We start from the raw sequence: 26,871 nt of genomic DNA, 5'->3' as shown, positions 1-26,871 counted from the left end.
TCATTTTTATTATTTTTGTAACCAGCGGCTTGACTCCTTTGGCGCTGTTCTTTCAACAACAGGCACAACGAGTTCTGATGCTTTCGGCATTGCTTCTAATGCACGGCTCGCTGATTGTGTCTTTATGGTCGCTGGCGATGCGGCTTTTGCTCCCGGTTTGTGGCACGGTAATAACCAGCTTGCCTGTAAATATTCATCTTCTGGCAAGGTATCAGGGAGTGTGATTTCACACTGCACTTGGTCATCCCAACGAACTTGCAAAGTATCTTTTGCGTTTAAACCAGTGAGATAGGTATTTCCATCATCACCCACCATACCGACTTGCTGACCACGACCATTTAAGACAATTGCCCCGAAAGGTGGTGTGCTATTGTCCGACAGCCTTAACAACGCCATCGCACTGTTTCCTGCGACAACATCAAATTGACGGTAGCCAATTGCCCCTTCCGTTAAAGTGCCTTGCTTTATAGATTGAGACACTTGCGCTTCATCTGGTAATGCATTCAAATCAACGCTAATTTGGTTACGGTAATAGCTATTCACGTCACTAATAACGGCTTGTCCAAAGCGGTTAGTGCGCACAATCGAGCCGTAACCACGTAATGGGATATTAGGTACTCCATCGGTATCAACAAATATGCGAGTACCACCAATTTGGCTACCACGATGCAGTACGGCACCTTTCTCCGTTGCGGTGAAACCACCTTGTAAAGAGAACCCCGCAGATCGATAACGGTCTTGTTGGTATGTTGCGTTCGCGTTGAGCTGTGCTAAGTCTCCCTGATGAGTGTAATAGCCGCTCACAAGTGCACCTGAACGTGCCCATCCGGTACTTAACTGATAGTTATTTCTTTCATCGATGGTGCTGTAGTAACTCACGCGCTGTGAGTTATCATTTTTATCCCAGCTACTGTTATAACTAATGGAACTTTTTTCACCCCAAGGCACTGTGAGTGACGCGTATATGCCATCATCATTGTTTTCACGATAACGATTTCGATATGCCGTCAAGTTGAGGCTAAGATTCTTCCATTTACCAATATCAAAATAGCGAGCTAACGAAATACTATAGCGGTCGTTATCTGGTTGATCCCAATAGGTTTGATGGTAATAATTGATGAATGCACTTAGCCCTAACTCTGAAAATTGTTGGTTATAAGAGATGGTATACATTTCTTTGCTGTTGTATTGGCGTGCACCCGTTTCCTGCGCATCCAAATACTCAGACATACTCATAAAACCTTGCTCAGAGAATCGATATCCTGCAAATGTCACTTGGCTGTTATAAGTATCAAAACGTTTAGAGTAACTTAAACGATACGAGCTCCCGCGATACGTTTTATTGCCAATATCACCTAAGTTGGTTAAATGTGCCCGAGCATGAGTAATATCGAATGACAATGCGCCGAATACCATTAAGTCACGACCAATCCCTATAGCCGCGGATGCATAGTTTTCTGCACCAATTCCACCACCATACAGTGACCAGCCGTTGTTAACCCCCCAAGAGAATTCGCCACTTGCAAAGGTATCGCCACTAACATGATGGCGCCAATTTGTTGGGCGCCCTGCGGCTAATTTGTAACGCAGTTGCCCCGGGCGTGTTAAATACGGAACACTTGCAGTATTTACAGTGAAAGTCTGTGTTGAGCCGTCTTGTTCTTTAACTTCAACATCGATTTGCCCAGCTAATGCATCATTTAGGTCTTGGATACGGAATGGGCCCGCAGCGACTTGAGTTTGATAAATAATGCGTCCTTGTTGGCTCACGATGACGGTTGCATTACTTTTTGCTACCCCAGTAATTTCTGGTGCGTATCCACGTAGATTAGGTGGTAGCATATTGGTATCGGTAATCAGGCTAAGCCCTGTAAATCTGAAACTATCAAAAATATCAGAGGTTAAATAATCTTCACCTAAGGTGAGTTTTGCGCCTAAGGATTTGATTGCTCGGTAGACATAATAACGAGTCCAATCTAGTGATGTGGTCGTGCTTTGACCTTGCTGCTTATCAATACGCATTTGCCAGTCAGCACGAACTCGCCAAGCACCCAAGTTAACGCCAGCAACCCCATTACCGCTGGTACTGTAGTTGGTTTGTTGTCCTGAGCGGGTTTGTTGGCCCACTTGTGCATTTAAGTTGTAATCAAACAATGCGCCGGGTAACCCTTCTTCCCAGCGTGCAGGAGGATCCCAATTCTCAGCGGTATATTCGAGGTAGGCTTGCGGCAAACTAATATACATAGCCGAAGTTGCAAGGTCGGCTTTAACTTCAGTTCCGGGTAAACTTTCAAGCGATAAACATTGTCCTTCGTGCCACCACTTTAACGTCGACATCAATTCAGGTTTGATACCGAATTTTTCAACTAAAGCAGGGCTCAGGCAAGGGAGGCTTTCATTCGACTCACCTTCAGGTGCATAGTAAAAGACAGTTTCTTCCGGCATGCTTTGCTTGTTTAAGAAAACCGTAAAACTGTATTCACCAGGCATGAGATAGCCTGGGCGCGCAAATTGGCTTAGATCAATGTTGTTACGATCATTGACGTCTAGCATATCCATATTAAATTTAATATCGGATGCGTGACCACCAAAGCTAATAGCCAACGCGACTAAAAGCCCTAATCTGCAAGGCCGAGTTATCTGTAACACAGGCGTGTGAATGAAATTCAGGGTCATCATCTCGACCTTCTTTTGCGTTCTTTTATCCGTAATGTCATTTCGCTCACGAAGCTCATCCTACAAAGGGGAGTTTCATTTATAAGAGGAACCGACTATTCATAATCCAGTTTGAAACGTAATTGACTGTAGTATTGGCCTGATGCCAATGGGCGGTTATTCGCCACCAACCGTAGCCGATAGGTGAGATCTTTTGTTCCAGCTGTTAGGGAGCTCACTGACATTCCTTGGCCAGGTATGGCAATTTCACCATCTCCCTCACGTTGAATTTGTAATCCAACACCTTGAGCTTGTCCGTTCACACCAAATAACCCCCTGTCATGGGAGCCATCGAATGTTACGCGAAAGTATTGCCAATTCGGTTTGTCAGGATTTTGGCGTTCAAGAACACAATTCACTAATCGGATAACAAAAGGGCGAGCAGGTCCTTGCCCATCACGGCGAATTTGAGTCAGCGCAATACTTCCCATATCAATAGTTTGATCACGGCTGCCGACATCAATTGCACATGCTGTTTCAATAATGCTTCCATTCATACTCACTGAGCCTTGAGCATATGCAGTTGATACCGCAGTCAACGTGCCTATACTTAAGATCAATGAAAACACTCCACTGGTTATCGAATTATTCATTGCTCCCTCTCTTACACCCAATTCAGTCGGAATGAGCCAACAAATTAATTTGTTGGCTCAAGATGAATTACTCGTAAGACAGAGTGAAATCCGCTACTGAGCTAAAGTCACCGGCAGTGATAGTGTCGATATCGCCACCATTACCTTTTAAGTAAGCAGCGAAATTCAGTGTGTTGTTACCATTTTGAATTTGTTGGAATGGTGCTGCTGTTCCTAAAGTCACCACATTGCCGCTACCATTAGTGATCTGAACACCAGCGCCTGCGCCAGTACCAACAATACCTAGTGTTTTATTGGTATTGTCGAAAGATGCAGCAGCACCACTAAAGGTTAATTGAACACCTTTAGTCAGTTTAGTGATATCACAGTTCTCTAAAGTGATTTCGAATGGACGTGGAGTTGATTTACCGCCATCAACTAATGCCATGTTAGAAATTTGACCTAATTCAACTGTTTGGTCGATTGAGCTAGGAGAGATTGAGCATGGAGCATCGATAATAGCGCCTTTGAACGTTACTTTACCGTGGCCTTGATCTGCTGCGTTTGCTGCAGAAGCTAATCCCAGAGCCATAAAAGTTGCCATTGCAATAGATTTCATTTTCATGAATATAAAGTCCTATGTTTATTGTTAAGTAAATAATGAGTGTCAGTTTTCATTGCTCATTGCAGACACTCTATTTGCAATGAACTGGAAAAAAGCAAAGCACCAGTATTTGATTTAAAAAATCAAATACTAAAAATGAAATTGAATTGTTAATAATTAAAAAATATATTTAGTCTTCTATTAAAAAAACTTGAATTGGTACTTTAAATAACTCAGATAATTGAGATAAAAAATCAATGTTAATATGGTTAACTCCTGATTCATAACGGGAAATTTGCTGTTGGCTTACGCCAATATATCTCCCTAGTTCCTCAGCAGTTAATTTCATTTCTTTTCTGTGTTTTTTTATTTTTTTTCCTACAATAATATTAAATGTTGGTTTTATTATATTTTCTGACATAAGGTTAAACCTATTTCATAAATTGACTAGATCCAGAAAACCATCCTTCAGCTTTAAAATAACATTCCATATTATGGATATAATTTACTGAGTTATTTTGAAATCCAACACCATCTAATAAACAATTAATATCAATATCAAGCGAGTTCGCAATTTGCTTAATCTGCTCTAGGTGTAGTCGAATAACTCCGCGCTCAATACGTGAAACATGTTGCTGAGAGCATAAAAGTAAATCAGCTAACTCAGAGCCACTTAATCCTTTTGCTCGGCGGGCTTTATATATATTACCCCCGACAATTTCTTTAGGAGATAAGTTAGATTGCATAAAATCTTCCTCACGAAACTGAATGATTTACTAATTTAACTGTTGTCAAAATGCACCAAATTGACAATAGTTGTATATTGTTAGTTAAATATTTCATTAATGAATGAATAATTTTAATTTTGTATTTTATTTTTAAAATTATTAGTTAATTATTCCAAATAAAGCATTTCAGAATATTACAATGTGTAAGTTTGAAGTGGCATGGAGAGTTTGAATATGTGAAAAAATTAATAAATTCAATGATCTTTTAATAATGGAATGTACTTATTTTTAGTAATGTATACATAGCGTTATTTACACGCTACGTATTTGACGTGTATTTTCATTTAACTTAAGATGCACCTAATTCATTACGTTTGTCAATTTGGTGCATTTTGACAACTCTTTTAGCGCCTTTATCCCACCATATAGCACCTTTCTTACCACACTCCCCGAAATCTTGCAGGGTTACTTGCTGTGTATCGTACGGTATGTTGTATATTCGTATGCCCCAAATAATCCTGAATTAAACGCGTATCGGCGCCTCTATCCGCCAATGCATAACCACATGCATGTCGTAACATGTGGGGATGAATACCTAGGGTCAGCTCAGCTAGCTCGCCAAGTCGTGAAAAAAGTTGATAAAAGCGCTGGCGAGTCATGGCAGTCCCTCTTTCAGATAAAAATAACCACTGACTTTCTTTCCCTTTCCATGTATTTCTAATTTTTAGCCAAGCTTTAATGAGTGGGATCTCTTCATCAATCAGTGGGTGATTAACTGAAAAACCATTCTTTAAACGGTGTACATAAAGTTCATTACTTTCTAAGTTAAGATCAGATAATTTTAGCGATAGGGCTTCGCTTGCCCTTAGACCATGTATAAAGCACATATAAATTAAGCAAGAATTACGTTCGGGATGTCGCGACAAATGACAAGCAGCTAAAAGTCGAGATATTTCCTGTTGAGTTAAATACTTACGAGTGGACATGAACGTTTCCCTATTTAGTCAAAAAAGGTCAATCATATCTAAATTAATCGACCTAACACATTAATTTTTTTAGATAAATATAATGCCTTTATTCTATGAGTGAAATAAAAAATTATTTATTATCCGCCAAGTCGGTAATTGAAGACTAATTAACTAAAGTTTTATATTTGGTTAATCAATTTTTATTCTGTGTTATAAATGCGAGGGAAAAGGGATTATTTGCCTACGAAACAATACTTACTCGTCGATGAAAGCAGCTAATTTCCATTTTTGTGCCGGCCCATTCACCATTCTACGAGTTGCTTTTAATGGCTCCGTGTTGTTTTTTCCCGCTGTCTTTCTCCGAGTATTTTATGGTTAAATTCCTACCCGTTTCTTTAAAGAAAAAATTTCTTTAAGATGAAATGAAGTTAAGTCAAATAAAGTCACTATTAGGTTCCCATGAGAATACTATTAATTGAAGATCACCTAAAAACCCAAGTGTGGGTCAAAAATGGATTAGAAGAAGCGGGTTTTCTCGTTGATGTGACTAATGATGGTCGCGATGGTCTCTATTTTGCCTTAGAAAACAGTTATCAATTGGTGATCCTCGATATCATGCTGCCTGGTATGAATGGCTGGGAAATTTTAAAAATCTTACGCACAGCTAAAAACATACCGGTGATTTGCCTCACTGCGCGGGATGCCGTTGATGACAGAATTAAAGGTTTAGAGCTTGGTGCCAATGACTATCTCGTTAAGCCGTTTTCGTTTTCTGAATTATTAGCCAGGGTTAAAAACCAATTAAAAATTAACCAGCCAGCCTCAACCACCATAACTATTGCGGATTTAAAAATCGACTTAACTCGCCACGATGTTGAGCGTGCTGGAAAGAAAATCACCTTAACTCGGCAAGAGTTTTCCTTATTGCTGTTTTTCGTTCTACATTGCGATGAAATTTTACCTAGAACCTTAATTGCTAGCGAAGTTTGGGGGATCGATTTTGAAAGTGACACGAATATTATTGATGTGGCAATCCGTCGATTGAGAAAAAAAATCGATGATGAATTTGACGTTAAACTCATTGAAACTATTCGTGGGATGGGATACCGCTTAAATAGGCCAATAGAATGAAAAAGAAATCACTTCGATTCAAACTTATTTCTCTGTTTATCATTCTTATGGTTACTAATGCTGGAGTGGTGACATGGATTTTGTATCATTCACTCAAAAATGAACTATCTCAACAAGATAATAATTTACTGGTTAACCGTGCGGAGCAGCTTGCCAAACTCATCGCTGGTGGCATTGATATCAAAACACTTCCCATGTATTTCCAAAGCATGATGGACATGCGCCAAGACTTAATCCAAATTTCTGATGCAGCAGGGCACATATTGGTCACCACCAATCGCGAGTTATTGGGCTCCCAACCTCTTCAGTTAGTCAATCTTGAGCAGCTAAACATCAATGCCATTAACCATTGGCAAACTGCTCAAGGCATCCCTATTTCTGCGGTCTATTTTTCGATGAATTCTCCAATAGGGCCGCTCCATGTGGTACTTGGTAAAGTTTCTGTCGACCGTAGTGGCGTGTTGGCTCAATATCTCACCCAAAGCGTGGTGATTTCTGTCCTCTCCATTTTGCTGATGGGGCTACTTAGCTTATGGCTGTTGAAAAAAGGGTTATCCGACATTCAAGCATTGAGCCAGATAACGGTCAAAACAGACGTTCATGCGTTAAATGACCCAATCGATATTGACCAGCTACCACAGGAATTGAAAGAGCTGGGCGAATCAATGAATACGATGCGCCAGCGGTTAAAGCATGATTTTGTCAAACTTACTCAATTTGCTGATGACTTGGCGCATGAGCTGAGAACCCCAATTAATGCGATTCGGGTACAAAATGAAATTACACTTCAGCGCTCGCGCAGTGTTAGCGAATATGAAGGGATGATAGTCAGTAATATTGAAGAGCTCGATAAACTGTCACAAATGATCCAAAGTACTTTGTTTATTGCCCGTGCGGAAAATAAAAATATTACCTTAAATCGAGAAAAACTTTCTTTATATATGTTAGTTAACGATGTTTACGAACTCTTTTCTGCCTATGCAGAAGAAAAACAGATTGAGCTGTATTGTGAGCCTTCATCCCTGACTCTGGATGCTGACCCAGTATTACTCAGCCGAGTTTTAGTGAATATTGTCTCCAATGCGATTAAATATTCTTACCCGGGCACCCGTGTCGTTACCCAAATTAATACGCTTTCGCAACAACGGGAAATTAAAATCACTAATCAAGGAGAACTTCTACAAAACAGTGATGAAATTTTCACCCGTTTTTGGCGCGGGGATAATGCTCGAACCACAGATGGAACAGGACTCGGGTTAGCGATTGTGAAAGCGATAGTCGAATTACATGGCGGATCAGCGAGTTTTGAACACCATGCAGGAACTAGTACCATTACCCTGAAATTTCCTACAATTAAGTAAGATGACAAATTTGTCATCTTACTGTCAGCCACTTTTGTCGTACTTTCGGTATAACTAATTTCATATCCTTTTTGCTATGGAGCGCATGATGAAAAAGTTACCTAAAATTCCCGCATCTCAAATCACGGATGAAACCCTCTTTTTTATGAAACGCCGTCAGCTACTTAAGGCTTTAGGCATTGGAGCTGCAGGTTTAACCGTTGCGACGACGGCCAATGCAGGGCTGTTTTCTTGGTTCAATGACGATACGCCAACACCTCCGATGACGCCAAGAAAACCTCTGACATTTATTCAACCTGAAGAGTTTCAGCCATCTTTAACCCTCACCCCTGAAGATAAAGTGATTGGTTATAATAATTTTTATGAATTTGGGCTCGGTAAATCCGATCCTGCCGAGAATGCCCATACTTTAGTCACGGATGAGTGGACGGTGACAATAGATGGCGAAGTGAATCGTCCCCTGACGCTTAATTTAGATGACATAAACACTAAGTTTCCCTTAGAGGAGCGCATCTATCGCATGCGCTGTGTTGAGGCTTGGTCGATGGTCATTCCATGGGTTGGCTTTCCTTTAGCGAAATTATTGGCTTTAGTCGAACCCACTAGCAAAGCTAAATATGTGGCTTTTGAAACACGCTACGCACCAGAACAAATGCCAGGACAAAAAAGTCGTTATATTGGTGGTGGTTTATCGTACCCCTATGTTGAAGGGCTACGCTTAGACGAAGCTATGAATCCACTGACTTTGCTGGCGACCGGCGTTTATGGAAAAACATTACCCAACCAAAACGGAGCACCGATCCGGTTGGTCGTACCATGGAAATATGGCTTTAAAGGGATTAAATCTATCGTCAAAATTCGCCTTACTGAGCAAATGCCTGACACGACATGGAACCTATCAGCGCCGAGCGAATATGGCTTTTTTGCCAATGTGAATCCAGATGTAAGCCATCCTCGTTGGTCACAAGCCACCGAGCGTTTTATTGGTGCTGGAGGCTTAGGCCAAGTGACCCGCCAGCCAACATTGTTGTTTAATGGATATGGAGAACAAGTGGCAAGTTTGTATCAAGGAATGGATTTGCGGAGATATTATTGATGCCCCAAGACAATAAGTTCATTGTTGGATTAACCAAAGGGAGCTTTCATCTTATTGCTTTGCTCCCTTTGGTATGGCTGATTTTTTTAGTCGATACCCAACGGCTTGGAGCCGACCCTGCCAAAGATATCCAACATTTTACAGGAATAGCTGCTTTACGTTTGCTCGTTATTATTGTACTGATCCCACTGGTTGCGAAATTATTGCGATTTACCGCATTGTTTCAGACGCGAAAATTACTGGGGTTATGGTGTTTTTTCTGGGCTGTGCTGCATTTAAGTAGCTATCTATTACTGGAAATTGGCGTAAATAATTTGGCGCTATTTTTCGAAGAGATTTTTTCGCGGCTCTATTTAGTGATTGGCGCGATAGCTTGGTTGTGTTTATTGTTGATGGCAGTCAGTTCATTCAACCGTATACGCCTTTATTTGGGCGTATGGTGGAAAAGAATTCATATGCTGCTTTACCCTACGCTCATATTGGCGCTTTGCCACTATACTTTGTCATTAAAAACCTTAACACCTGAACCATTTATCTATTTAGCCATCGTGGGAAGTGCGTTTGCTTATCGCATGCGGAGCCAGCAAACATAACGAATAAAATCTTAATAAAGGTTGACGTGCTTTAATTGTATTCCTACCTGATATTATCAAATGCCGGTACTGAAGTTTCTCAGTATTAGGCATTCACTTTATCAAAGCACAAAATTACATGTGTGAAATATAATCTCTTAATACTCATTATTAGTGTAATAAATCCCCTGATTTTTAGACTGTGTTGGAATTTATTGGTCGCAAGTGATGATTTCTATGGTATATAATTTCGATTATAAATTTTACGGTAATTTATAATTAATTTGTTGGTGTTTGTAAATAACAAGGTTAAGATAAATCTTAAAAAAATCTCATATAATTTACAAACACAAAATCTGAGTAAATCTACTTTTTTAAGTTGTATTTCGTGGTCGAAATTTAACCATAAAATACATCTCATTAGTAAAAAATATGTTTTAATATTTTTAAGTGTATCAAAATGTAATTTTTGAGGTGATAAGCTTTGTTTTTTAATCTATAACGTATTGTTATTTATATTATTAATTTAAGTGTGATTTTTTTTTGTTACATTTCTCCTATATTAATAGAGCGATAAATTTTTTTAATAGTAATCAATTTGCTCTATCGATTATACAAAATAAATAATCAGACATATAATAATCAAAAATTTTAGGACGGTATCTATGGTTCAGATTGGTGCCTATAATTAATTTTTAATATAAAGGTTAAATTAAATGACTTATTTTTCTAATGAGATAAATAAAGAAATAGGGCAGTATCTGAGAGGAATTAGAAAAGAGCGAAACTTAACAGGGGAAGAGTTGGCAAAAAGATTGAATATTAGTCAACAGCAGATATCTCGATATGAAACGGGAAAAACAAAACTGACATTTGAAATGATGGACACAATCCTTTTGATATTCAATAAGTCATGGAGAGACCTTTTTAATCATGTAATAGATAGATACGATAATGAAAGATTACAATGTATTATAAAAAATGAAAATAATTATTTTGCTATCTTAGATAAAGACACTAAAAAAATGTGGCGTTAATTCAGTCAATAAAAATCTAACCTATTTTACAAAGTGTAATCAGTAAATATAATTTGTATATATGATAACTTTATTAAAAATAATCATTAATTTAATTAAAAATAATGATTATTTTTATCTAAAGTTGTTATTAACAACTATTTGGCGAAACATACATTATACGAGTATTATACAGGATTAAATAATCATGAAATTGAATAAATTTGTAATGGGTGCTGTATTTGCATCAGGCTTTGCTTCGTTCGCAGCAATGGCTGCTTATACTGGTACACCTACTAACGGTACTATCGAATTTTCAGGTGAATTAGTGAATTCTGCTTGTGGTTTAAGTGAAGAATCAAGTCCTGTAAAAGTAAACTTTTATCAGATCCCTGTTTCTAATTTAAAAAATGGTGAGCGTGCAGGTAATATCAAGAAAGATATCGTTCTGCAAGGGTGTGATACTACCGTTGCACAAACTGCAACTGTAACTTATACACCATCAACTATTAACCCTAATGATAATACATTAGCGGCGTTCACTTCAGGTACTGCAAGTGGTGCTGGTATCGGTTTAAGAGACAATGGAAATAAAGATGTTGTTTGGGGACAAGCTTCTACAGCAGTTAATTTAACTGATGGTAAAACTGCAATTCCATTCGTTGCTTATTTAAAATCTGATAATGCATCTAATGCAGTAACTCCAGGTAGCTTTGATTCAACCATCAATTTTAAAATTGATTACCAATAATTTGTAATTGATTTTATACCAAGATGCGGAGTGTTAAATACTCCGCATTAATAAAATCTACCAATAACTAAATGGTATTATCCATGACTATTCGGGTTGCAAAAATAGCATTAGGCTCTAGTTTGCTATGGCCTCTATTAAGTTGGGGAATGACCTCCAATAACACCCCTGGTGATATTGTAATGCAAGGTGAATTAATAGAAGCCTCATGTACGATTGATCCTGAAAGCCGAGAACTTTGGGTTAATTTTGGTGAAATCAGTGCCCGAGAGATCACGCCTGATGTCAATATGCTGGTGAGTAAGAATTTTGCTATAAAGCTCGTTGGATGTACGTTGTCTTCTAATGATAAAGGTAGTGCATCACGCGCGCAAATAACCATGATGGGAACATCTGTTAATGATGATCAACTTTTACAAGTAAGCGGCGATTCAGAGGGGTTTGGAATTCAGTTTAGAGACTCTCACGGCGAAATACTTAAACTTAATAGAAAAATGCCGGATTACACATTATTAGAAGGGCGCAATAGATTAGATTTTACTGCAATTTTAGTTGCTTATCAAAAGCATATTAAGGCAGGTGATTTCGCTGGAATTCTAAGGTTTAGAATGGATTATTTCTAAAGCTAATAATAATTACATATAAAAGAGAATTGAGCTAAATCTCTAGCCTAATGAGTGAATACTGAGTAACTAAAATGATTATTTTAAATGGAAATATAAATAATATAAAAAAACTATTTGCAATATATATTGCAGTACTTTGCTATTCACCAAATATGTCTGCAAATGATCTTGTTGAGTTTAATGTTGACGTATTAGATGTTGGTGACCGTAACAATATTGATTTAACTCGATTCTCTAAAGATAATTTCGTATTTCCTGGGACATATTTATTAGATCTCTATATTAATGGACAATCATTGTCTCAGCAGAAAGTCACTTATATTACCGATCCTCACGATAGTGAAAAATCATTAGTTTGTTTTACCCCTAAGCAAATTGAAATGTTAGCGCTCAAAGAAGATGCGTTAAAAAAAATCCAAGCCATACCCCCTGAATGTTCAAATATTTTACCTATTTCAGGCGTTAAAATTAATAATCATGAAGGCAAACTGGATATCACTATTCCACAGGCATGGATGAAATATTCCGATCCTAGTTGGGTGCCGCCTGAGCGTTGGGATTCAGGGGTTTCAGGCCTTATATTTGATTATAACCTGACCGGGTCAGTTTCTCGTTCTTTGACGACACATACAAATAAACACTCATTATCGGCATATGGCCAAACGGGATTTAACTTGGGCGCATGGCGTTTTAGAGCTGATTATCAAGCTAATTATAACGAGCGTGGCGATAGAAAATTCGATTGGAACCAGTTTTATGCATATCGTCCTCTGATCCACATGGCGGCTAAGCTGACACTGGGTGAAATTTATCTAAGTTCTCAGGTTTTTGACACGATTCGCTTCACTGGTTTTAACCTTGCCAGTGATGAACGTATGTTACCGCCGAATCTACGAGGATATGCACCACAGATTAATGGTATTGCGAAAAGCAATTCAAAAATTGTTGTGACTCAGGCTGGGCGTGTCGTTTATGAAACGACGGTACCTGCGGGGCCATTCAGTATTCAAGATTTGCAAAGCTCAATCCGTGGAACCTTGGATGTCAAAGTTGAAGGTGATGACGGCGAGGTATCGACTTTTCAAGTTGATACGGCAAATATCCCTTATTTAACTCGCCCGGGTTATGTGCGTTACAACGCTTCGGTCGGTAAGCCATCTCGATTTAATCACAAGCCTGAGGGGCCAATGTTTGCCACGGGAGATTTCTCTTGGGGGCTGAGCAATAACTGGTCACTCATTGGCGGCCTACTTTTTGCGGGTAGGGATTACACTGCAATATCTGCTGGGTTAGGGCGCGATTTATCTATATTTGGTGCACTTTCTGCAGATATCACACAATCCATTAGCCGAATGCCGGGTGATAACACACAAACGGGTTCTTCTTATCGCCTGAGTTATTCAAAGTCATTTGATGAACTTAACAGTACGATTACTTTTGCGGGTTACCGCTTCTCGCAGGATAAGTTTAGAACACTGTCGCAATATTTAGATGAGCGTGAAAACAAATATCTGGGTATTGGCCGTCAAAAAGAGATGTATACCGTAACAGGGAATAAAACTTTTTGGGCTGATGATCCTGATTGGAGAACGACAGTATTCTTAACTTATACCCATCAGACCTTTTGGGACCAAACATCTCAAGATAGATATGGCTTATCCGTGGGGCGAACATTTCGTCTAATGGGTATCAATGGTGTCTCAACCAACATTGCGGCTTACCGTTCTGACTATCGAGGTCGACGTGACGATAGCATTTCACTTTCGGTTTCAGTGCCTGTTGGTGATAGCCGTTGGGCTGGATACGACTTGCAAAATAGTGGTAGTAAGACCAGCCATATGCTGTCTTACAGTGATAACAGGGATACGAATAATTTATGGCGAGTTAGAGCCGGCCGAAGCAGCGATGATCGCGTCCGGTTTGATGGATATTATCAAAAACGGACGCAACTTGCTGAAGTTAATACCAATGTGAGCTATCAAGAAAGACAAACGGCATCGATCAACGGGACATTGCGCGGTGGCTTCACTGCTACTAAGCATGGTGCAGCATTGCATAACAGCACCGGTACAACGGATACAGCAAGAATTATGGTCGATACCAACGGTGTTGGTGGCGTGCCGTTTAACCATGAAAAAACGCGAACTAACTGGGCTGGTATTTCTGTTGTGCCTGATATTGTCAGCTATTACAGCTTCGACACACGTATTGATGTCGATAAGTTAAAAAATAACGTTGATACCAATAAGGCGATCGCAACCTCGACATTAACAGAAGGGGCAATCGGTTATCAGCGATTTGATGTTGCACAAGGTGAAAAACTCATTGCCACCATTCGTTATAACGATACGGTACCTCCGTTTGGTGCTGATGTGACAAACGCGGATGGAATTAACATTGCCATGTTAATGGAAAATGGGTTGGCGTACTTGATGGCAGTAAATCCTAAAGAAACGTTAACAGTATCTTGGGGTGGAAAAGCGCAATGTAAAATTCAACTGCCTGAAAAAATAAATTCGGGCATGTCAGTTTTGCTGCCTTGCCAATAATGTAATGACAGTTTGAAAAAGTATTCTATAAGGTAGAGAAAATGGCGATTCGTATAAATAAATGGGTAGGTGGTTTGCTAGTTATGATGGTTGGCGTAGGGCAATCATATGCAGGTATTTCACTGGATAGAACGCGACTGATTATTACAGGCGATGAAAATTCTGCGAGTGCTAATTTATCAAACACCAGCTCAAGTATTCCTTTTCTTGCTCAGTCATGGGTTGAAGATGCCAATGGAAAAAAAATTACATCGCCATTAGTTGTATTGCCACCATTACAGCGCATTAATGGGGGGCAAAAAGGGGTTGCTCGTGTTTCAAAAACAGCCGAGATAGATAAGTTACCTCAAGATCGTGAAAGTCTATTTTATTTAAATGTGCGCGAAGTTCCGCCAAAACCCGATAAACCGAATGTTTTACAGTTAGCGATGCAATCGCGCATTAAATTATTTTATCGGCCGACAGCCATTATTCCTGAGTCTAAAAGTGCAGTTTGGCAAGACCAAGTCATATTTTATAAACAGGGAAATAATTGGCGTGCTGAAAACCCAACCCCTTATTTTGTGACCATTATTAGCCTTAATAATAAACCGGTGGCAGAAGGTGGAAAAAAACTAACTGATTTTCCAGGGGTGATGATTGCACCTAAATCGCATCTCGATATTAAGGTCAATAGTTCAGGCGAGAGTTTCACCATGATGTATGTGAATGATTATGGTGGTCATCCAGAACTTAAATACAGTTGTAGCGGAAATACGTGTAAAGCGTTACCACCAGAGCAACAGATTCGCTAGGAGTATTGATATGAACATTAGGTGCTTAGGGATAGTGTTATTGGGGCTAGGAAGTTTCTCCGCAGTTGCAGAAATTGCGGATGAAAAGCTGTCTCGCCAAACATTGCTAGACGTACATAGTACTGTGCATTTGACAGGGAGCGTCTATGCATCACCTTGTGTTCTTGAATTAGAAACACAAGAGCAGTATGTCGATTTAGGTGACATCAATGCCAGAGAATTTCACCGCATTGGCGATAGAAGTACTCCTGTTGCATTTAATATTCGGCTCAAAGATTGCCAACGCGGGGCATCCAAGTCATTTGTGAATGCTGCTGGAGAGGCAACTCAAAATGCGCAGCGTTATTACTTGACGGGAGAAAGCGCTGTTTCATTGAGCATTGCGGGAGATACGGATTTTTTTAACCCTGATCTGGTGCGAGTGACAGGTGATATTCGAGGTGCCGGGTTGCGTATTTCTAGTAAAGAACATCAAAACTTAATGGTCAATCAGCCAACAAGTTCATGGGTGATCAAACCTGGTGATAACAACATTACACTTAATGCCTCATTGGAATCTACAGCACAGTCTGTTTCAGCGGGAACTTTTAGCGGATTAGTTAGGCTAAAACTGGAGTATTTATAACCATGTTTGTATCCAACAACAAAAAACTAAAAGATATGACTATTGTGGCTGGTTTACTCACAATAGGGGTCTTTCCGTTATCTGCTTTAGGTTATCCTCACGGTTCCGCTATACCGGACGGGGGAACTTATACATTCGAAGCGAGAATGAATAATCAATTACTCGTTAATGAGAAGGATGCAGAAACGGTATTCAATTTTGATGTGGGTAACTGGCCTTACTTTGATATTTACTGCCAAAGCTACATGAATCCAGGAGGGGTTGGGAATACCGGTCCTGATTCAGGAATGACATTTGATTTAATGTCAACTATTCCTACATCAATGCAAAACCCGGGGTACCTGAACCTTAATGAATATTTTGATGTAAAAGTTGAAATTCAAATAGGGGGAAGGGTTGGTCAGAAAGTCACTGTTCCAGTGAAGGATATGTGGAATGGGGGTTCTGACCCAATAGAGTGTAGACCACCGAGTGTTAATAGCCGTGATTATGGTGTCGAGCTACGGACAGGGTCGAGTGGAACAATCACGTTTAGGCTGAAAAAACCGATTATTAATGGCATTACCATCAACCAAGCTGAGCTGGTACAGGTTTTTGCCAAAAAAGGCAGCCCAGCGAATGGCAGTACAGCTTATGCGCCAATCCCTTCAACTCGGGTTGTTTTAGGAGCAGGGATTATCACAGTTGCTGATGAGTGTACGATTAATGAAGGTAACCCAATTAATATTGATTTTCTTGATGTAGCAAATACGAGTGAACAGTTAAATGGAATTAATTATGCTCAGCCCTTTAAGATCCCAGTTAAATGTACCGGTGGAAGTTTTACGACAGGTGATTTAAATATCAAGCTGTCACTCTTACCGGGGGCGTCAGGCAGTGCGGATTTTAACCCTGATTATTTCGGTACGTTAAAAAACGGCGTGAAACGCACAAATCTTGGCATTGTGGTGACTGATAATGTGGCGGGTACATTGGTAAAACCAAATCAAGCATACCAAGTGCCTGACTTTATTAATAACCAAGGTACCTGGAACCTAACGGCTGCGCCAATAGCTGCGCCTGGTAGTAGTGTGGAAGAAGGTGAATTTACAAGTACCGGGACAATCCTTGCTGAATTCCAATGAGGCCGATCATGCGAAATAATAATCAGATAAAGCTTACAAAATATTTATTGTCGATTGGCTTATATTTATTAGTCTCGGGGCCGATGAGTGCGAGTGTGATCCCAACTAATATGGGAAGCTATTCATTCAGAGGCATGGTTGTTGCTACGCCATGTCAGATAGCGCCGGGAAGTGAGAAGGTCCCTGTTGATTTTCAACAAATTTCGGTTAAAGACCTTTATAAAGAAGGTAAGTCGAAACCTTTAATTTTCTCAATCCATTTAACGAATTGTAATACGACCATATTTAAATCGGTGACAGTGACTTTTAATGGAATTGAAAATAAAAATCTTCCTGACCATCTTGCGATTAGTGACCAAAGTGAGGCAAGCGGAATCGGTATTGGGTTATTAAACTTAAATGAAACACCCATAGAATTGAATACGCCATCATTAGCGCAAAATTTGGCAAAAAATGATACGGAAATTCAATTCAAGGCTTATGTCGAAGCTGAGCCAGAAGCGAGAATTAACGAAACGATTACCTATGGGAATTTTTATAGCACTGCATACTATACATTAAATTATCAATAACGAATGAAACATGATGTTTGCAATCAAAATTAAAGATAATAAAAAAGAAAGTTATCCATGGGTACTTTTAGTTTTTGTCGTTATATTTTTTGGCATTATATTGCATATTTATCTGCCGAATATGGGCGGAACAGGTTTGTCATTGCCATTCAATATAATTAGTGGTTTTTTTATTGCTTTTTTTATTGTGATGATTAGTATTACACAAATTAAAAATTTAACCTTATACTATTCTAAGTCGAGTAATTATATTACGATTGGGTTAGTCTTATTATTAGGCTTGTGTTTTTTTGCGCCAGAAAATTACCAGCTTAATGCGTACTTGACTGCGTATTGGTTATTGGGGGCGTTGTTTTTTTATCAAGCTTTATTGCAAATAAATATTTCAGAAACTGTATTGAAAATAATTGTTTGCAGTGTATTATTTGCTGCTATTATTGAGAGTCTATATTCAATAGCACAGGTTTTTAATTTTTTTCCGATATCAGGGGATAGGCCATATGGTGTATTCCAACAAGTTAATGTTCTTTCTAGTTTTATTTGTGTTGGTATTGCCAGTGCAATAGGCATGTTTATTTTAATGAGAACTGTCACACGGTATGCGTTTGCCATTATCATTGTGAGTCTCATTTTAATGAGCATGGTATTGCCATTGTCCCAATCATTAACTGGATATTTAAATTTATTATTAATTGTTATTGTTTTTTATTTTTTCGCAAAGTATCATCGTCAATATATTGTTTACTCTTCAATAGCGATTGTTATCGGTCTTATTATTGGCTATGGAATAAAAGTTAGTTTTAATATTTCTGACTTTTCTGAAAGTAAATTACAAACATCACATATTAGATGGGTGCTATGGCAACATAGTTTATATTTATTTAGCGAAAATATTTTATTTGGCTCTGGGGTTGGTAGTTTTGAATCTGTATTTTTAGAGCGTTTTGGTGGTGGTTTGCTAGGAACCAGTGAAAAGGTTATTTCACATCCACACAATGAGATATTGCGTTGGATGGTTGAAGGTGGGTTAGTTGGTATTGCGGCAATATTGTTAGTTATTATTGGTAGTGGGTATCTACTTTATTCTTCATTAAAAAATAAAAATAATAATTATGTTTTTTTAGTTATTGCGTTACCAATTGTTTTTCATATGATGACAGAGTTTCCATTGTGGCTATCAATACCTCATGGGGTGGTATTGATACTACTAATACGTTGTGCCGATATTCCAACTAAAAAGTATCATTTAAATAAAATTGTAGGGTATTGTTCGAAAACAATTATTGCGTTAGGTGGTTTGTTATCCATGGGGTTGCTGTATTTTACTTTGCAAACGCAGCAATATTTAACGTATATCGAAAAAACAGGGCAACAGTTTCTTCTTTCTATGAATGAGCCCGATTATAGCGAGTGGAAATATTACTTAATCAATGATCGTTATAAATTGGATCTCAATATGGGGTATTTGTTACGCTATAACGAGACACAGAACCCCTATTATTTGAATTTATTTTCGTCTTGGGCAGAAAGCTATTCTCGTTCTTGTCCAGATATTAATGTTTATTTTTCTTGGATCCTTGTTTTAAATGAATTAGGTGAGAAAGAGAAAGCAAAAAGCGTCAAAGGAAAAGCGATTTTTTTATTTGATAATAATGAGAAATTAGAAGGATTGAATTTTTAATTATTCACGTAGTAATTCGTGTGTTAATTAAAAATCTAAATGATTTATTGGTGTTAATTATCAATAAATAGGGCGTTTTATTAATTAAAATCTATATTAAAGGAAATAACATGAAAAAGTTAAATGCTATCGAAGCTGCTGCTGTAGTTGGTGGAACAAAACAAGTTTGTACTGATTCTTACGAGAGCATCACTGTTGGTGGTGTTAAATCTTGCCAATTAGTAACGACTTGTACTGATAAGCACGGTAACAAAACATACAAAGCGAAAGCTGTTGGTGCATCAAACTGTGATGTAACAGCTCCATAGTATTAAATTTAATTTTTATTAATTGATACATGGGGAGTTATCCCCATGTATTTTTCGTACCTGAATGGAATTAACTGTTATGAATACTCGTTTTAAACCAATAACTATCACACTTTATACTCTATTTGTTATTATTGCTTCTTCACTCATGACGGTTTTGTTCTATCATATTTTTGTTTTTAATACTTTCTCAAATGATGATGCACAAGGCTCTTCTTTTATTGAATTTAATAGTGAACAAGTTCTGTTGAGTCCAATAAAAGAAAATAATAGCATCATAGAAGTCCTTTCTTATGGTTGCCATTATTGTGCAGTAAATCATGACAATGTCAGCCAATTCGAAAAAACACTCCCTGAGAATGTCAACTTTAAAGTCGTTCATTTAGCCATGGATAATAATATGGGGCTGGCTGCCTATGCGCCTATTTTTGCGACATTGGAAGAGATGGGGGTGGAATCTCAATTACGTCAGGATCTTTATACTGCCGTTATCAACGATAAGCTTGATTTAGCTAATAAAGATGTCTTAAACCAATGGTTAAAACGGCACAATATTGATTCAATCCAATACCTAAAAACCAGTGAAAGCCAAGCCGTTCAAGAACGTCTAAAAAATATGCTTGAAATTAGCAAATTTTATCAAATTACTGGAACACCTGCCTTTATTATCAATAAACGCTATGTTGTTTACCAAGACCGTGATTTTGCAGACTTTACTGCCTATATGCTTGAGTTATTAGATAAAAGTAATAAGGAGTTACGGTGATCCGGTTTTGCATTGTCTGGACGGTATTTACAGCGAAAAACTGTTTGATGCCGTTTAAAAAAGGATATCAAAAACTTAATCATAGTGGACTTGCCTTTTTACGGTTGTTATTGCGCCGAGGCTATATCACATCGGTATTATTTGTCTCCAATTTATTATGTCGCGTCGGCTTATTAGGTCGTCAATATCGTAATCGGAATAAAGTCGCCACGGAAAACTTTCGTAGTTTAATGGAAACGAAAGGGCATATTAATATGGGCTGGATAGCTGTTCGACGCTTCATTTTGGAAGAGGCAGCCACATGGGGACAAAACCAAAAAATCATGGCGCAAGTTCGAGTTTGTACCCTTGAACTTGATAGCGTCGTTGCGCCTTTACACCAACAAAATAAACCCGTTGTACTTGCTCCGTTACATATGGTTTCTGATGTTTTAGCCACCATGGTTGGGGCGGGGGTGACTCCTGGGAATGCGACGGTGGTGGTTTCGTCGAGCGCAGAGCAGCAAAAGTATAACGCTTCGGCACGTGAGTTAGGTCAGGTGAATTTATCTTATTGTTCTATTCATCAGGGAAATAAAGTATTAGCTAGCCAATTAATGACTGCGATGACAGAAACGGCGGCAGGGCAAAAAAATATGATTGTTTTCCCTGATATTACCCCTGATTACACGGTTCAAACAGAGGAAGGGGCGTCGAGCAAATTATCGTGCCATTTATTTAACCGTGCAGCAAAGCTGCACAATGGTGTCGTGCGTTTATCCAGTGCGATTTCGGCACAGGTAGTTTTTTATCATCTGTACTACCAAAACGGTTTAAAAATCAAGGTTTATCCGCCTGTTGCAGCAAAAGACGTTGCAACTCAAATGCCCGCCATCATTGAAAATGCGGTTCGTCATTATCCCAATGATTGGCTTTTATGGCATAGCCATTCACTTTATTTTATTAGCCATTAAATAATAATGAAAAATATTATTCCAAATTTTGTTTCTCAAGAAGAAACCAATGAATGTGGCTTAGCATGTATTGCGATGTTAGCACAAACTCAAGGTCTCAATGTTTCTCTTGAAACGCTGCGAGAGGTGTATCCAGCATCGGATCATGGAACTTCTTTGATTGACCTTTCGTCCATTTTAGCTAATTACGGTGTTGCGACGACACCAGTGCTATTTGAGCACCAAGAGCTTAATAGCTTACCACTTCCCGCTATTTTACATTACGGAGCAAGCCATTTTGTACTGCTTGCTTATCGCAAAGGAAATAACGTGTGCGTGATGAACCCTGCAATTGGGCAGCAGTGGTTACCTTTCTCTGCATTAAAAGCGGAAATCAGCGGTTACGCATTAATTTTAGAACCAGATACCGCGCTGGAAAAAATTGAGTCACTCGCACCAGAAGACAAAAATGATGGGGCTGGGAAAAAAGCCCCTCATGCAATGAGCCTGAAAGAAACCTCAGAGATTCGCGGTGTTTATTGGTTGATGATATTCGCTTTTTTGGTTTCTTTAACGCTATTTTTAATGCCAGCCATGGTGAGCAATGCAATCAACCAAGCCTTTTCCGACGCCAAAAATGCCATTTTCCCTTATGGCTGGTTTATTGTTGCCTTTGTGGTTGCAACACTATTAGCCCTTGGTGTGAGAATGCTGAGTGAGAGATTCGTAAAACACTTTGTGTTGATTAAAAGTGGGGTTGGTTTCTCTCGTTTATTGAGTAATCCATTGCGATTTTTTGAAAAACGCGCACCCGGGGATGTTTTTAGCCGTTTTGTCGCTTGGCAGGGGGCATTAACCGAAAAAATTGAGCTGGATAACGGGCTACGAACGGATTGGGTTATTTGTGCGATAGCATTAGGTACCATGTTTTGGATTGCACCCGTATTAGCGGCTATTTCAGCTGCGGGTGTTACCGTGATGGGCTTAATTAGCGTATGGGCGATTATTCGTGATCGGTGGTATACCCAGCAGTTACAGTTAAAATCAGCAGAATTAAATGACTTTTTTATGGAGACGCTGCAGGGCATTCTGACCATAAAAACAGCAGGGATAGAAAATCAGCGTAAGGCGCAATTTGCATGGTTAAGCCGTGAATTGTTTACCTGTATGCAACGCAGAAATGTGTATCAACAAATTAAAGATGGCATCTATCAATTAACCGGTAGTTTGGAGATGGTCATTTTTATGTTAGTGGTTTTACCCATGGTGGCCAATGAGTTAATTTCTTTGGGGGATTTCTTTGCTTATAGTTTCTTGCGTCAAATTTTCACCAATTATGTGACGCGTATTTTTTATGCGATTATCCATAAGTCGCAACTGCATATTATTGATACACGTGCCCATTCTTTATTCCCTAAGAAAAGTGAGCAGGACACCGCGCCATTCCACGAAAAACAAGCCGCAGTGCTAGGAAAAGCCCCTCACTTATCTTTCAATGGGATTCATTTCAGTTATGACCCTGCGAAACCGATTTTAAATAATGTGTCATTAGACTTACCTTCAGGTACGCAGGTTGCCATTGTTGGGGAGTCAGGAGCAGGAAAAAGCACATTATTACGGACAATCGCGGGTTTATTCAGCCCACAGCAAGGAGTATGCGAGTCCAACGGTGAGGTTGTCAGTGTGCAGCAGCTTACGCAATTGGTTTGCTTGCAAAGCCAAGAAGATATTTTATTTAATGCGACCGTCTTAGATAACATCACGCTATTTGACCCTAACTTCCGCGAAAAAGATAAAAAAATAGTCGAAGTGTTGCTTGATAAACTGACTCTCGGTGCAGTGATTAATCAATTACCTGGTGGGGTTAATGCGTTAATAAGAGAAAGCCATGCGGCGCTGTCACTTGGGCAACGTCAACGTTTGTTATTGGCTCGTTCGTTATATAGTGCCCGTCCTATTTTGTTATTGGATGAGCCCACCGCCAATTTGGATGAAGAAACGGCGAAAATAGTCATGGCGACCATTCAGTCACATTGCCAGAAAACAGGTAAGACATTGATTGTTGTCACTCACAGTGAAGAGCTGGCGGCTAATTTCGATGCACTTTACCGAATAGTTGATGGGAAATTAAGTCTTGAGAATAGCCCTAATAAAGCCCCTTGTGTGACAACAGGTACGCCTCAACCTGAACCTTCTTTGTTAGCGGCAATGGAAGGAACTCCCTCATGACCTCTCGCCACGTAGCACCAAAATTGGGTTTAACGACTCAACGATTACGCATTTTAGGTGGGTTGGTAGCACTACTTGTGCTGATCGTGGTGATCGGCCGTTTTGTTTGGCAATCACCCGCGCCAGCGTTGCATGAAAACGTAATTTTATCGGTGGAACGTGGCGATATTGAAAAAGTTGTCATGGTCACGGGGACATTAAAGCCCTCAATGCAAGTTAACGTAGGGGCTCAGGTTAACGGGCAAATCAAAAAACTGTATGTAAAACAAGGCGACAAAGTAGTTAAAGGGGAATTGTTGGCAGAAATCGACCCAACTATCCAGCAGTCTGAGCTCAAAAATGCAACCGCTCGGTTATCCAGTGCTCAGGCGCAAAAACGGGCTGCAGAAGCGACATTAATACAGTATATCAAAGCCTATCGGCGCCAAGTGGTGATGCAGAGAGATGGCTCTGGTATTCGCAGTGAATATGAACAAGCACAAGCCCAATATGAGGCGCAATTACAGCAGGTTAATGTCAATGAGGCGTTAATCACGCAATCAGAAATGGACGTGCAAACTGCACAAGCTAACCTCAATTTTACACGGATCATCGCGCCGATTAGTGGCGAAGTACTGGGTATTGTGGCGAACGAAGGGCAAACCATCGTTTCTTCACAGACAGCACCGACCATTTTAGTGCTGGCGAACCTAGATAAAATGCAGGTTCAGACACGAATTTCGGAAGCGGATATTCAAAAAATTCGCCCAGGCCAACCCCTCACATTCTATGTGATTGCGGACCCTGAAACGCACTACGAAAGTACCATGGGGTATGTTCAACCTATTCCTCCCGAAGCGCTTGATGAAAATAACAATAATTCTGGAGGGCAACAGAACAGTGCAATTTATTACAACGGAACATTTGAGGTTGATAACGCCGATCGTGCATTAAAGACATCAATGACAGCTCAAGTATTTATTCGTGTTGCACAAGCGAAAGATGCGTTACGACTCCCCGTTAGTGCACTGGGGCGAGCGGTAGGTGCAAACCAATATGAAGTGACCGTGATCAACAATGAAAAACCGGAAATTCGCACTATCAAAGTGGGGATTAATGATCGCCATTTCGTCGAAGTACTTGAGGGGATTAGCGAGGGTGAACACGTTGTTATTCAATCAGATAATGTGGCGAGTTAATGATGGCGACGACACGAAATGTATCTTTTACCCGCCCTCTGATTGAACTTCATCATGTTTACCGTGAGTTTTCAGCAGGTACGCAAACTATTCCTGTTTTGAATGATATTTCGCTATCAATTAACCAAGGAGAAATGGTCGCTATCATTGGCGCATCAGGTTCAGGTAAATCGACTCTGATGAATATCATTGGTTGTTTAGATAAGCCTTCTCAAGGAGAAGTGTTTATCAATGGGATTGCGGTTCATGAGGTGAACAGTGACCAACTGGCGGAATTACGTAGCCAATATCTTGGATTTATTTTTCAACGTTATCACCTGATGCCCTACCTGACTGCAGAGGAAAATATTGCTATCCCTGCTTTGTATACGGCAATGCCAGAAGATGAGCGGAGCGCACGAGTTGCTTTATTAGCAGAAAAGTTAGGGTTACAAACACGCTTGGATCACAAACCTTATCAGCTATCTGGTGGGCAACAGCAGCGTGTTAGTGTTTGTCGCGCCTTGGTCAATGGTGCACAAATCATTCTTGCAGATGAACCTACAGGGGCATTAGATAGCGCCAGTGGCCATGCATTGATGGATATTTTACATCAGCTTCATCTCGATGGGCACACTGTTGTGATTGTGACCCACGACCAAAATATCGCTCAGCAAACTCAGCGAATTATTGAAATTAGTGATGGAAAAATTGTTTCTGATAAGCAGAACCAAGCACAGACAGACACAAAACAACGGCACCAGCTTCCTGCTGTTGAAGATAATGGCCGTGCATCGGTGTGGCGCAATATTATTGAGTCCATTCGTATGGCATGGCGGGCCTTACTCGGTCATCGTATGCGTGCATTTTTGTCGATGTTGGGAATTATCATTGGTATTTCTTCTGTGGTGTCATCAATGGCCGTGGGGGAAGGTGCAAGACGCTCCATCATGGATGAAATCGGGAAGCTTGGTAGCACGACACTGGAAATTCGCCCCGGTACTGGGTGGGGGGCAAAGCGGCCTGATATGGAGCGTGCGTTATCGTTAAATGATGTTAAAAGCCTAAAGCAACTGCCATGGATTGAGTCTGTTTCTCCCGTCGCGAGTAGCATGACGATGGTCGTTAATAAAGGCTTGGATAACTCCATCATGCTTAATGGTGTTTCAGAAGAGTATTTTGCGGCACAAGGGTTTCAGCTTTTACATGGCAGTTTATTCAGTACGCTCGATATGGCTGACAGTGAACCCGTTATTGTATTGGATGAAGGAAGCCGAGAAGTACTTTTTCAGCCAGAAGAAGAACCGTTAGGGCAAATTGTGCAGATTGGCCATTCACCATGGCGAATTATTGGTATTGCCCGTAAACCGGGGCCCAAAATGTCGAGTGGCTTTGTTATGGGATGGGTACCTTACTCATCGTTACAGCAACGTGTGGTCGGGGACAAACCTATTGAGTTTATTTCACTGCGCTTCCCTGAAAGCTTAACCTCTCAGCAAGCTGAATTACAGGTTGAGCGTTTGTTATTACGCGAACATGGTAAAAAGGACTTTTTTATTCAGTCGGATGACCAACTCGCCAATGCATTACAAAAAACATCCGATTCTATGTCATTACTGATCACATCGATTGCCGCTATTTCCTTATTGGTTGGCGGCGTTGGGGTGATGAATATCATGTTGGTTTCTGTAACGGAACGAACTCATGAAATCGGGATCCGCCTTTCCGTCGGTGCGCGTCCTCAAGATATTATGAACCAATTTCTGATAGAAGCTGTGATGATTTGCTCGCTTGGCGGCTTAATTGGTATTGTCGGTTCATGGTTAACGGGGTGGATTTTCTCTTATTTCACCACTGAATTTACGATGGTGTTTACTCTGTTCCCCGTTTTATTAGCGTGCGGTTTCTCCGCTCTAATTGGTTTGGTTTTTGGTTATTTTCCTGCTCGTCGGGCTGCCAAACTCAACCCAACGGAGGCATTGGCACGCGAATGA

The 26,871-nt window shown here is 39.8% G+C and carries 25 protein-coding genes; 19 read left to right on the top strand and 6 right to left on the bottom strand.

The annotated features are described in order from the left end of the window. Positions 1–9: 9 nt before the first annotated feature. The 6 genes from P3L44_RS18410 to P3L44_RS18385 form a co-directional block, all read right to left on the bottom strand. Positions 10–2,679 carry an outer membrane usher protein gene (locus tag P3L44_RS18410; RefSeq protein ID WP_140171790.1) on the bottom strand — a complete coding sequence of 890 codons (2,670 nt, stop codon included), beginning with the start codon at positions 2,677–2,679 and terminating at the stop codon, positions 10–12. A 92-nt stretch (positions 2,680–2,771) separates the two neighbouring features. Next, positions 2,772–3,308: a fimbrial protein gene (locus tag P3L44_RS18405; protein WP_004259625.1), complete on the bottom strand. Its 537-nt coding sequence runs from the start codon at positions 3,306–3,308 to the stop codon at positions 2,772–2,774. Between the two features lie 67 nt (positions 3,309–3,375). After that, on the bottom strand, positions 3,376–3,912 hold the full coding sequence (locus tag P3L44_RS18400; RefSeq protein ID WP_004259621.1) for a fimbrial protein: 537 nt from the start codon (positions 3,910–3,912) through the stop codon (positions 3,376–3,378). Between the two features lie 169 nt (positions 3,913–4,081). Continuing rightward, positions 4,082–4,312, bottom strand: a complete 231-nt coding sequence (locus P3L44_RS18395; RefSeq protein WP_110591112.1) for a helix-turn-helix domain-containing protein — start codon at positions 4,310–4,312, stop codon at positions 4,082–4,084. A gap of 10 nt (positions 4,313–4,322) precedes the next feature. Next, positions 4,323–4,637, bottom strand: coding sequence for a helix-turn-helix domain-containing protein (locus P3L44_RS18390; RefSeq protein WP_004259612.1), 315 nt, complete (start codon positions 4,635–4,637; stop codon positions 4,323–4,325). A 419-nt stretch (positions 4,638–5,056) separates the two neighbouring features. Further along, complete coding sequence (locus P3L44_RS18385; RefSeq protein WP_014657972.1) at positions 5,057–5,605, bottom strand: tyrosine-type DNA invertase; 549 nt, start codon at positions 5,603–5,605, stop codon at positions 5,057–5,059. Between the two features lie 441 nt (positions 5,606–6,046). On the opposite strand from P3L44_RS18385, the gene P3L44_RS18380 reads away from it, so the two are divergent. The 19 genes from P3L44_RS18380 to P3L44_RS18290 all read left to right on the top strand — a co-directional run bounded on the left by P3L44_RS18380 (position 6,047) and on the right by P3L44_RS18290 (position 26,871). Further along, positions 6,047–6,718: a heavy metal response regulator transcription factor gene (locus tag P3L44_RS18380; RefSeq protein ID WP_004259607.1), complete on the top strand. Its 672-nt coding sequence runs from the start codon at positions 6,047–6,049 to the stop codon at positions 6,716–6,718. After that, positions 6,715–8,079, top strand: coding sequence for a heavy metal sensor histidine kinase (locus P3L44_RS18375; RefSeq protein ID WP_272662427.1), 1,365 nt, complete (start codon positions 6,715–6,717; stop codon positions 8,077–8,079). The genes P3L44_RS18380 and P3L44_RS18375 overlap by 4 nt, the downstream gene beginning before the upstream one ends. Before the next feature lie 88 nt (positions 8,080–8,167). Next, entirely contained in the window at positions 8,168–9,175 is a 1,008-nt protein-coding gene (msrP, locus tag P3L44_RS18370; RefSeq protein ID WP_036958075.1) for a protein-methionine-sulfoxide reductase catalytic subunit MsrP, read from the top strand. Beyond that, positions 9,175–9,768, top strand: a complete 594-nt coding sequence (locus tag P3L44_RS18365) for a sulfite oxidase heme-binding subunit YedZ (protein WP_140171787.1) — start codon at positions 9,175–9,177, stop codon at positions 9,766–9,768. The genes msrP and P3L44_RS18365 overlap by 1 nt, the downstream gene beginning before the upstream one ends. 695 nt (positions 9,769–10,463) lie before the next feature. Then, complete coding sequence (locus P3L44_RS18360) at positions 10,464–10,784, top strand: helix-turn-helix domain-containing protein (RefSeq protein ID WP_004259596.1); 321 nt, start codon at positions 10,464–10,466, stop codon at positions 10,782–10,784. Between the two features lie 187 nt (positions 10,785–10,971). After that, positions 10,972–11,514: a fimbrial protein gene (locus tag P3L44_RS18355; RefSeq protein ID WP_004259591.1), complete on the top strand. Its 543-nt coding sequence runs from the start codon at positions 10,972–10,974 to the stop codon at positions 11,512–11,514. An 83-nt stretch (positions 11,515–11,597) separates the two neighbouring features. Further along, the gene (locus tag P3L44_RS18350) at positions 11,598–12,137 is read left to right on the top strand and encodes a fimbrial protein (protein WP_272662428.1); all 540 of its coding nucleotides are present in this window, start codon (positions 11,598–11,600) and stop codon (positions 12,135–12,137) included. A 74-nt stretch (positions 12,138–12,211) separates the two neighbouring features. Further along, entirely contained in the window at positions 12,212–14,689 is a 2,478-nt protein-coding gene (locus P3L44_RS18345) for a fimbria/pilus outer membrane usher protein (protein WP_272662430.1), read from the top strand. A gap of 41 nt (positions 14,690–14,730) precedes the next feature. Further along, positions 14,731–15,483: a molecular chaperone gene (locus P3L44_RS18340; protein WP_109912784.1), complete on the top strand. Its 753-nt coding sequence runs from the start codon at positions 14,731–14,733 to the stop codon at positions 15,481–15,483. Between the two features lie 10 nt (positions 15,484–15,493). Further along, the gene (locus P3L44_RS18335) at positions 15,494–16,108 is read left to right on the top strand and encodes a fimbrial protein (RefSeq protein ID WP_140171784.1); all 615 of its coding nucleotides are present in this window, start codon (positions 15,494–15,496) and stop codon (positions 16,106–16,108) included. Positions 16,109–16,110: 2 nt separating this feature from the next. Beyond that, positions 16,111–17,232, top strand: a complete 1,122-nt coding sequence (locus tag P3L44_RS18330) for a fimbrial protein (protein WP_140171783.1) — start codon at positions 16,111–16,113, stop codon at positions 17,230–17,232. An 8-nt stretch (positions 17,233–17,240) separates the two neighbouring features. Beyond that, positions 17,241–17,804, top strand: a complete 564-nt coding sequence (locus P3L44_RS18325; RefSeq protein ID WP_272662432.1) for a fimbrial protein — start codon at positions 17,241–17,243, stop codon at positions 17,802–17,804. Between the two features lie 10 nt (positions 17,805–17,814). Then, a complete protein-coding gene (locus tag P3L44_RS18320; protein WP_272672483.1) occupies positions 17,815–19,485 on the top strand; it encodes an O-antigen ligase family protein in 1,671 nt (556 codons plus the stop codon). Between the two features lie 110 nt (positions 19,486–19,595). After that, on the top strand, positions 19,596–19,793 hold the full coding sequence (locus P3L44_RS18315; protein WP_004259555.1) for a DUF4762 family protein: 198 nt from the start codon (positions 19,596–19,598) through the stop codon (positions 19,791–19,793). 79 nt (positions 19,794–19,872) lie between these two features. Next, positions 19,873–20,559: a thiol:disulfide interchange protein DsbA/DsbL gene (locus tag P3L44_RS18310; RefSeq protein WP_227528845.1), complete on the top strand. Its 687-nt coding sequence runs from the start codon at positions 19,873–19,875 to the stop codon at positions 20,557–20,559. Next, on the top strand, positions 20,556–21,512 hold the full coding sequence (locus P3L44_RS18305) for an ABC transporter (protein ID WP_140171779.1): 957 nt from the start codon (positions 20,556–20,558) through the stop codon (positions 21,510–21,512). The genes P3L44_RS18310 and P3L44_RS18305 overlap by 4 nt, the downstream gene beginning before the upstream one ends. A 6-nt stretch (positions 21,513–21,518) precedes the next feature. Next, complete coding sequence (locus P3L44_RS18300) at positions 21,519–23,720, top strand: peptidase domain-containing ABC transporter (protein ID WP_272662436.1); 2,202 nt, start codon at positions 21,519–21,521, stop codon at positions 23,718–23,720. Then, the gene (locus P3L44_RS18295; RefSeq protein WP_004907670.1) at positions 23,717–24,898 is read left to right on the top strand and encodes an efflux RND transporter periplasmic adaptor subunit; all 1,182 of its coding nucleotides are present in this window, start codon (positions 23,717–23,719) and stop codon (positions 24,896–24,898) included. Before P3L44_RS18300 ends, P3L44_RS18295 begins: the two co-directional genes overlap by 4 nt. After that, positions 24,898–26,871, top strand: coding sequence for an ABC transporter permease (locus P3L44_RS18290; protein ID WP_004907673.1), 1,974 nt, complete (start codon positions 24,898–24,900; stop codon positions 26,869–26,871). Before P3L44_RS18295 ends, P3L44_RS18290 begins: the two co-directional genes overlap by 1 nt.

This window comes from Providencia sp. PROV175, from assembly GCF_032707045.1.
Taxonomy (GTDB): Bacteria; Pseudomonadota; Gammaproteobacteria; order Enterobacterales; family Enterobacteriaceae; genus Providencia; species Providencia hangzhouensis.
This window is presented reverse-complemented; position numbering and strand designations above follow the sequence as displayed.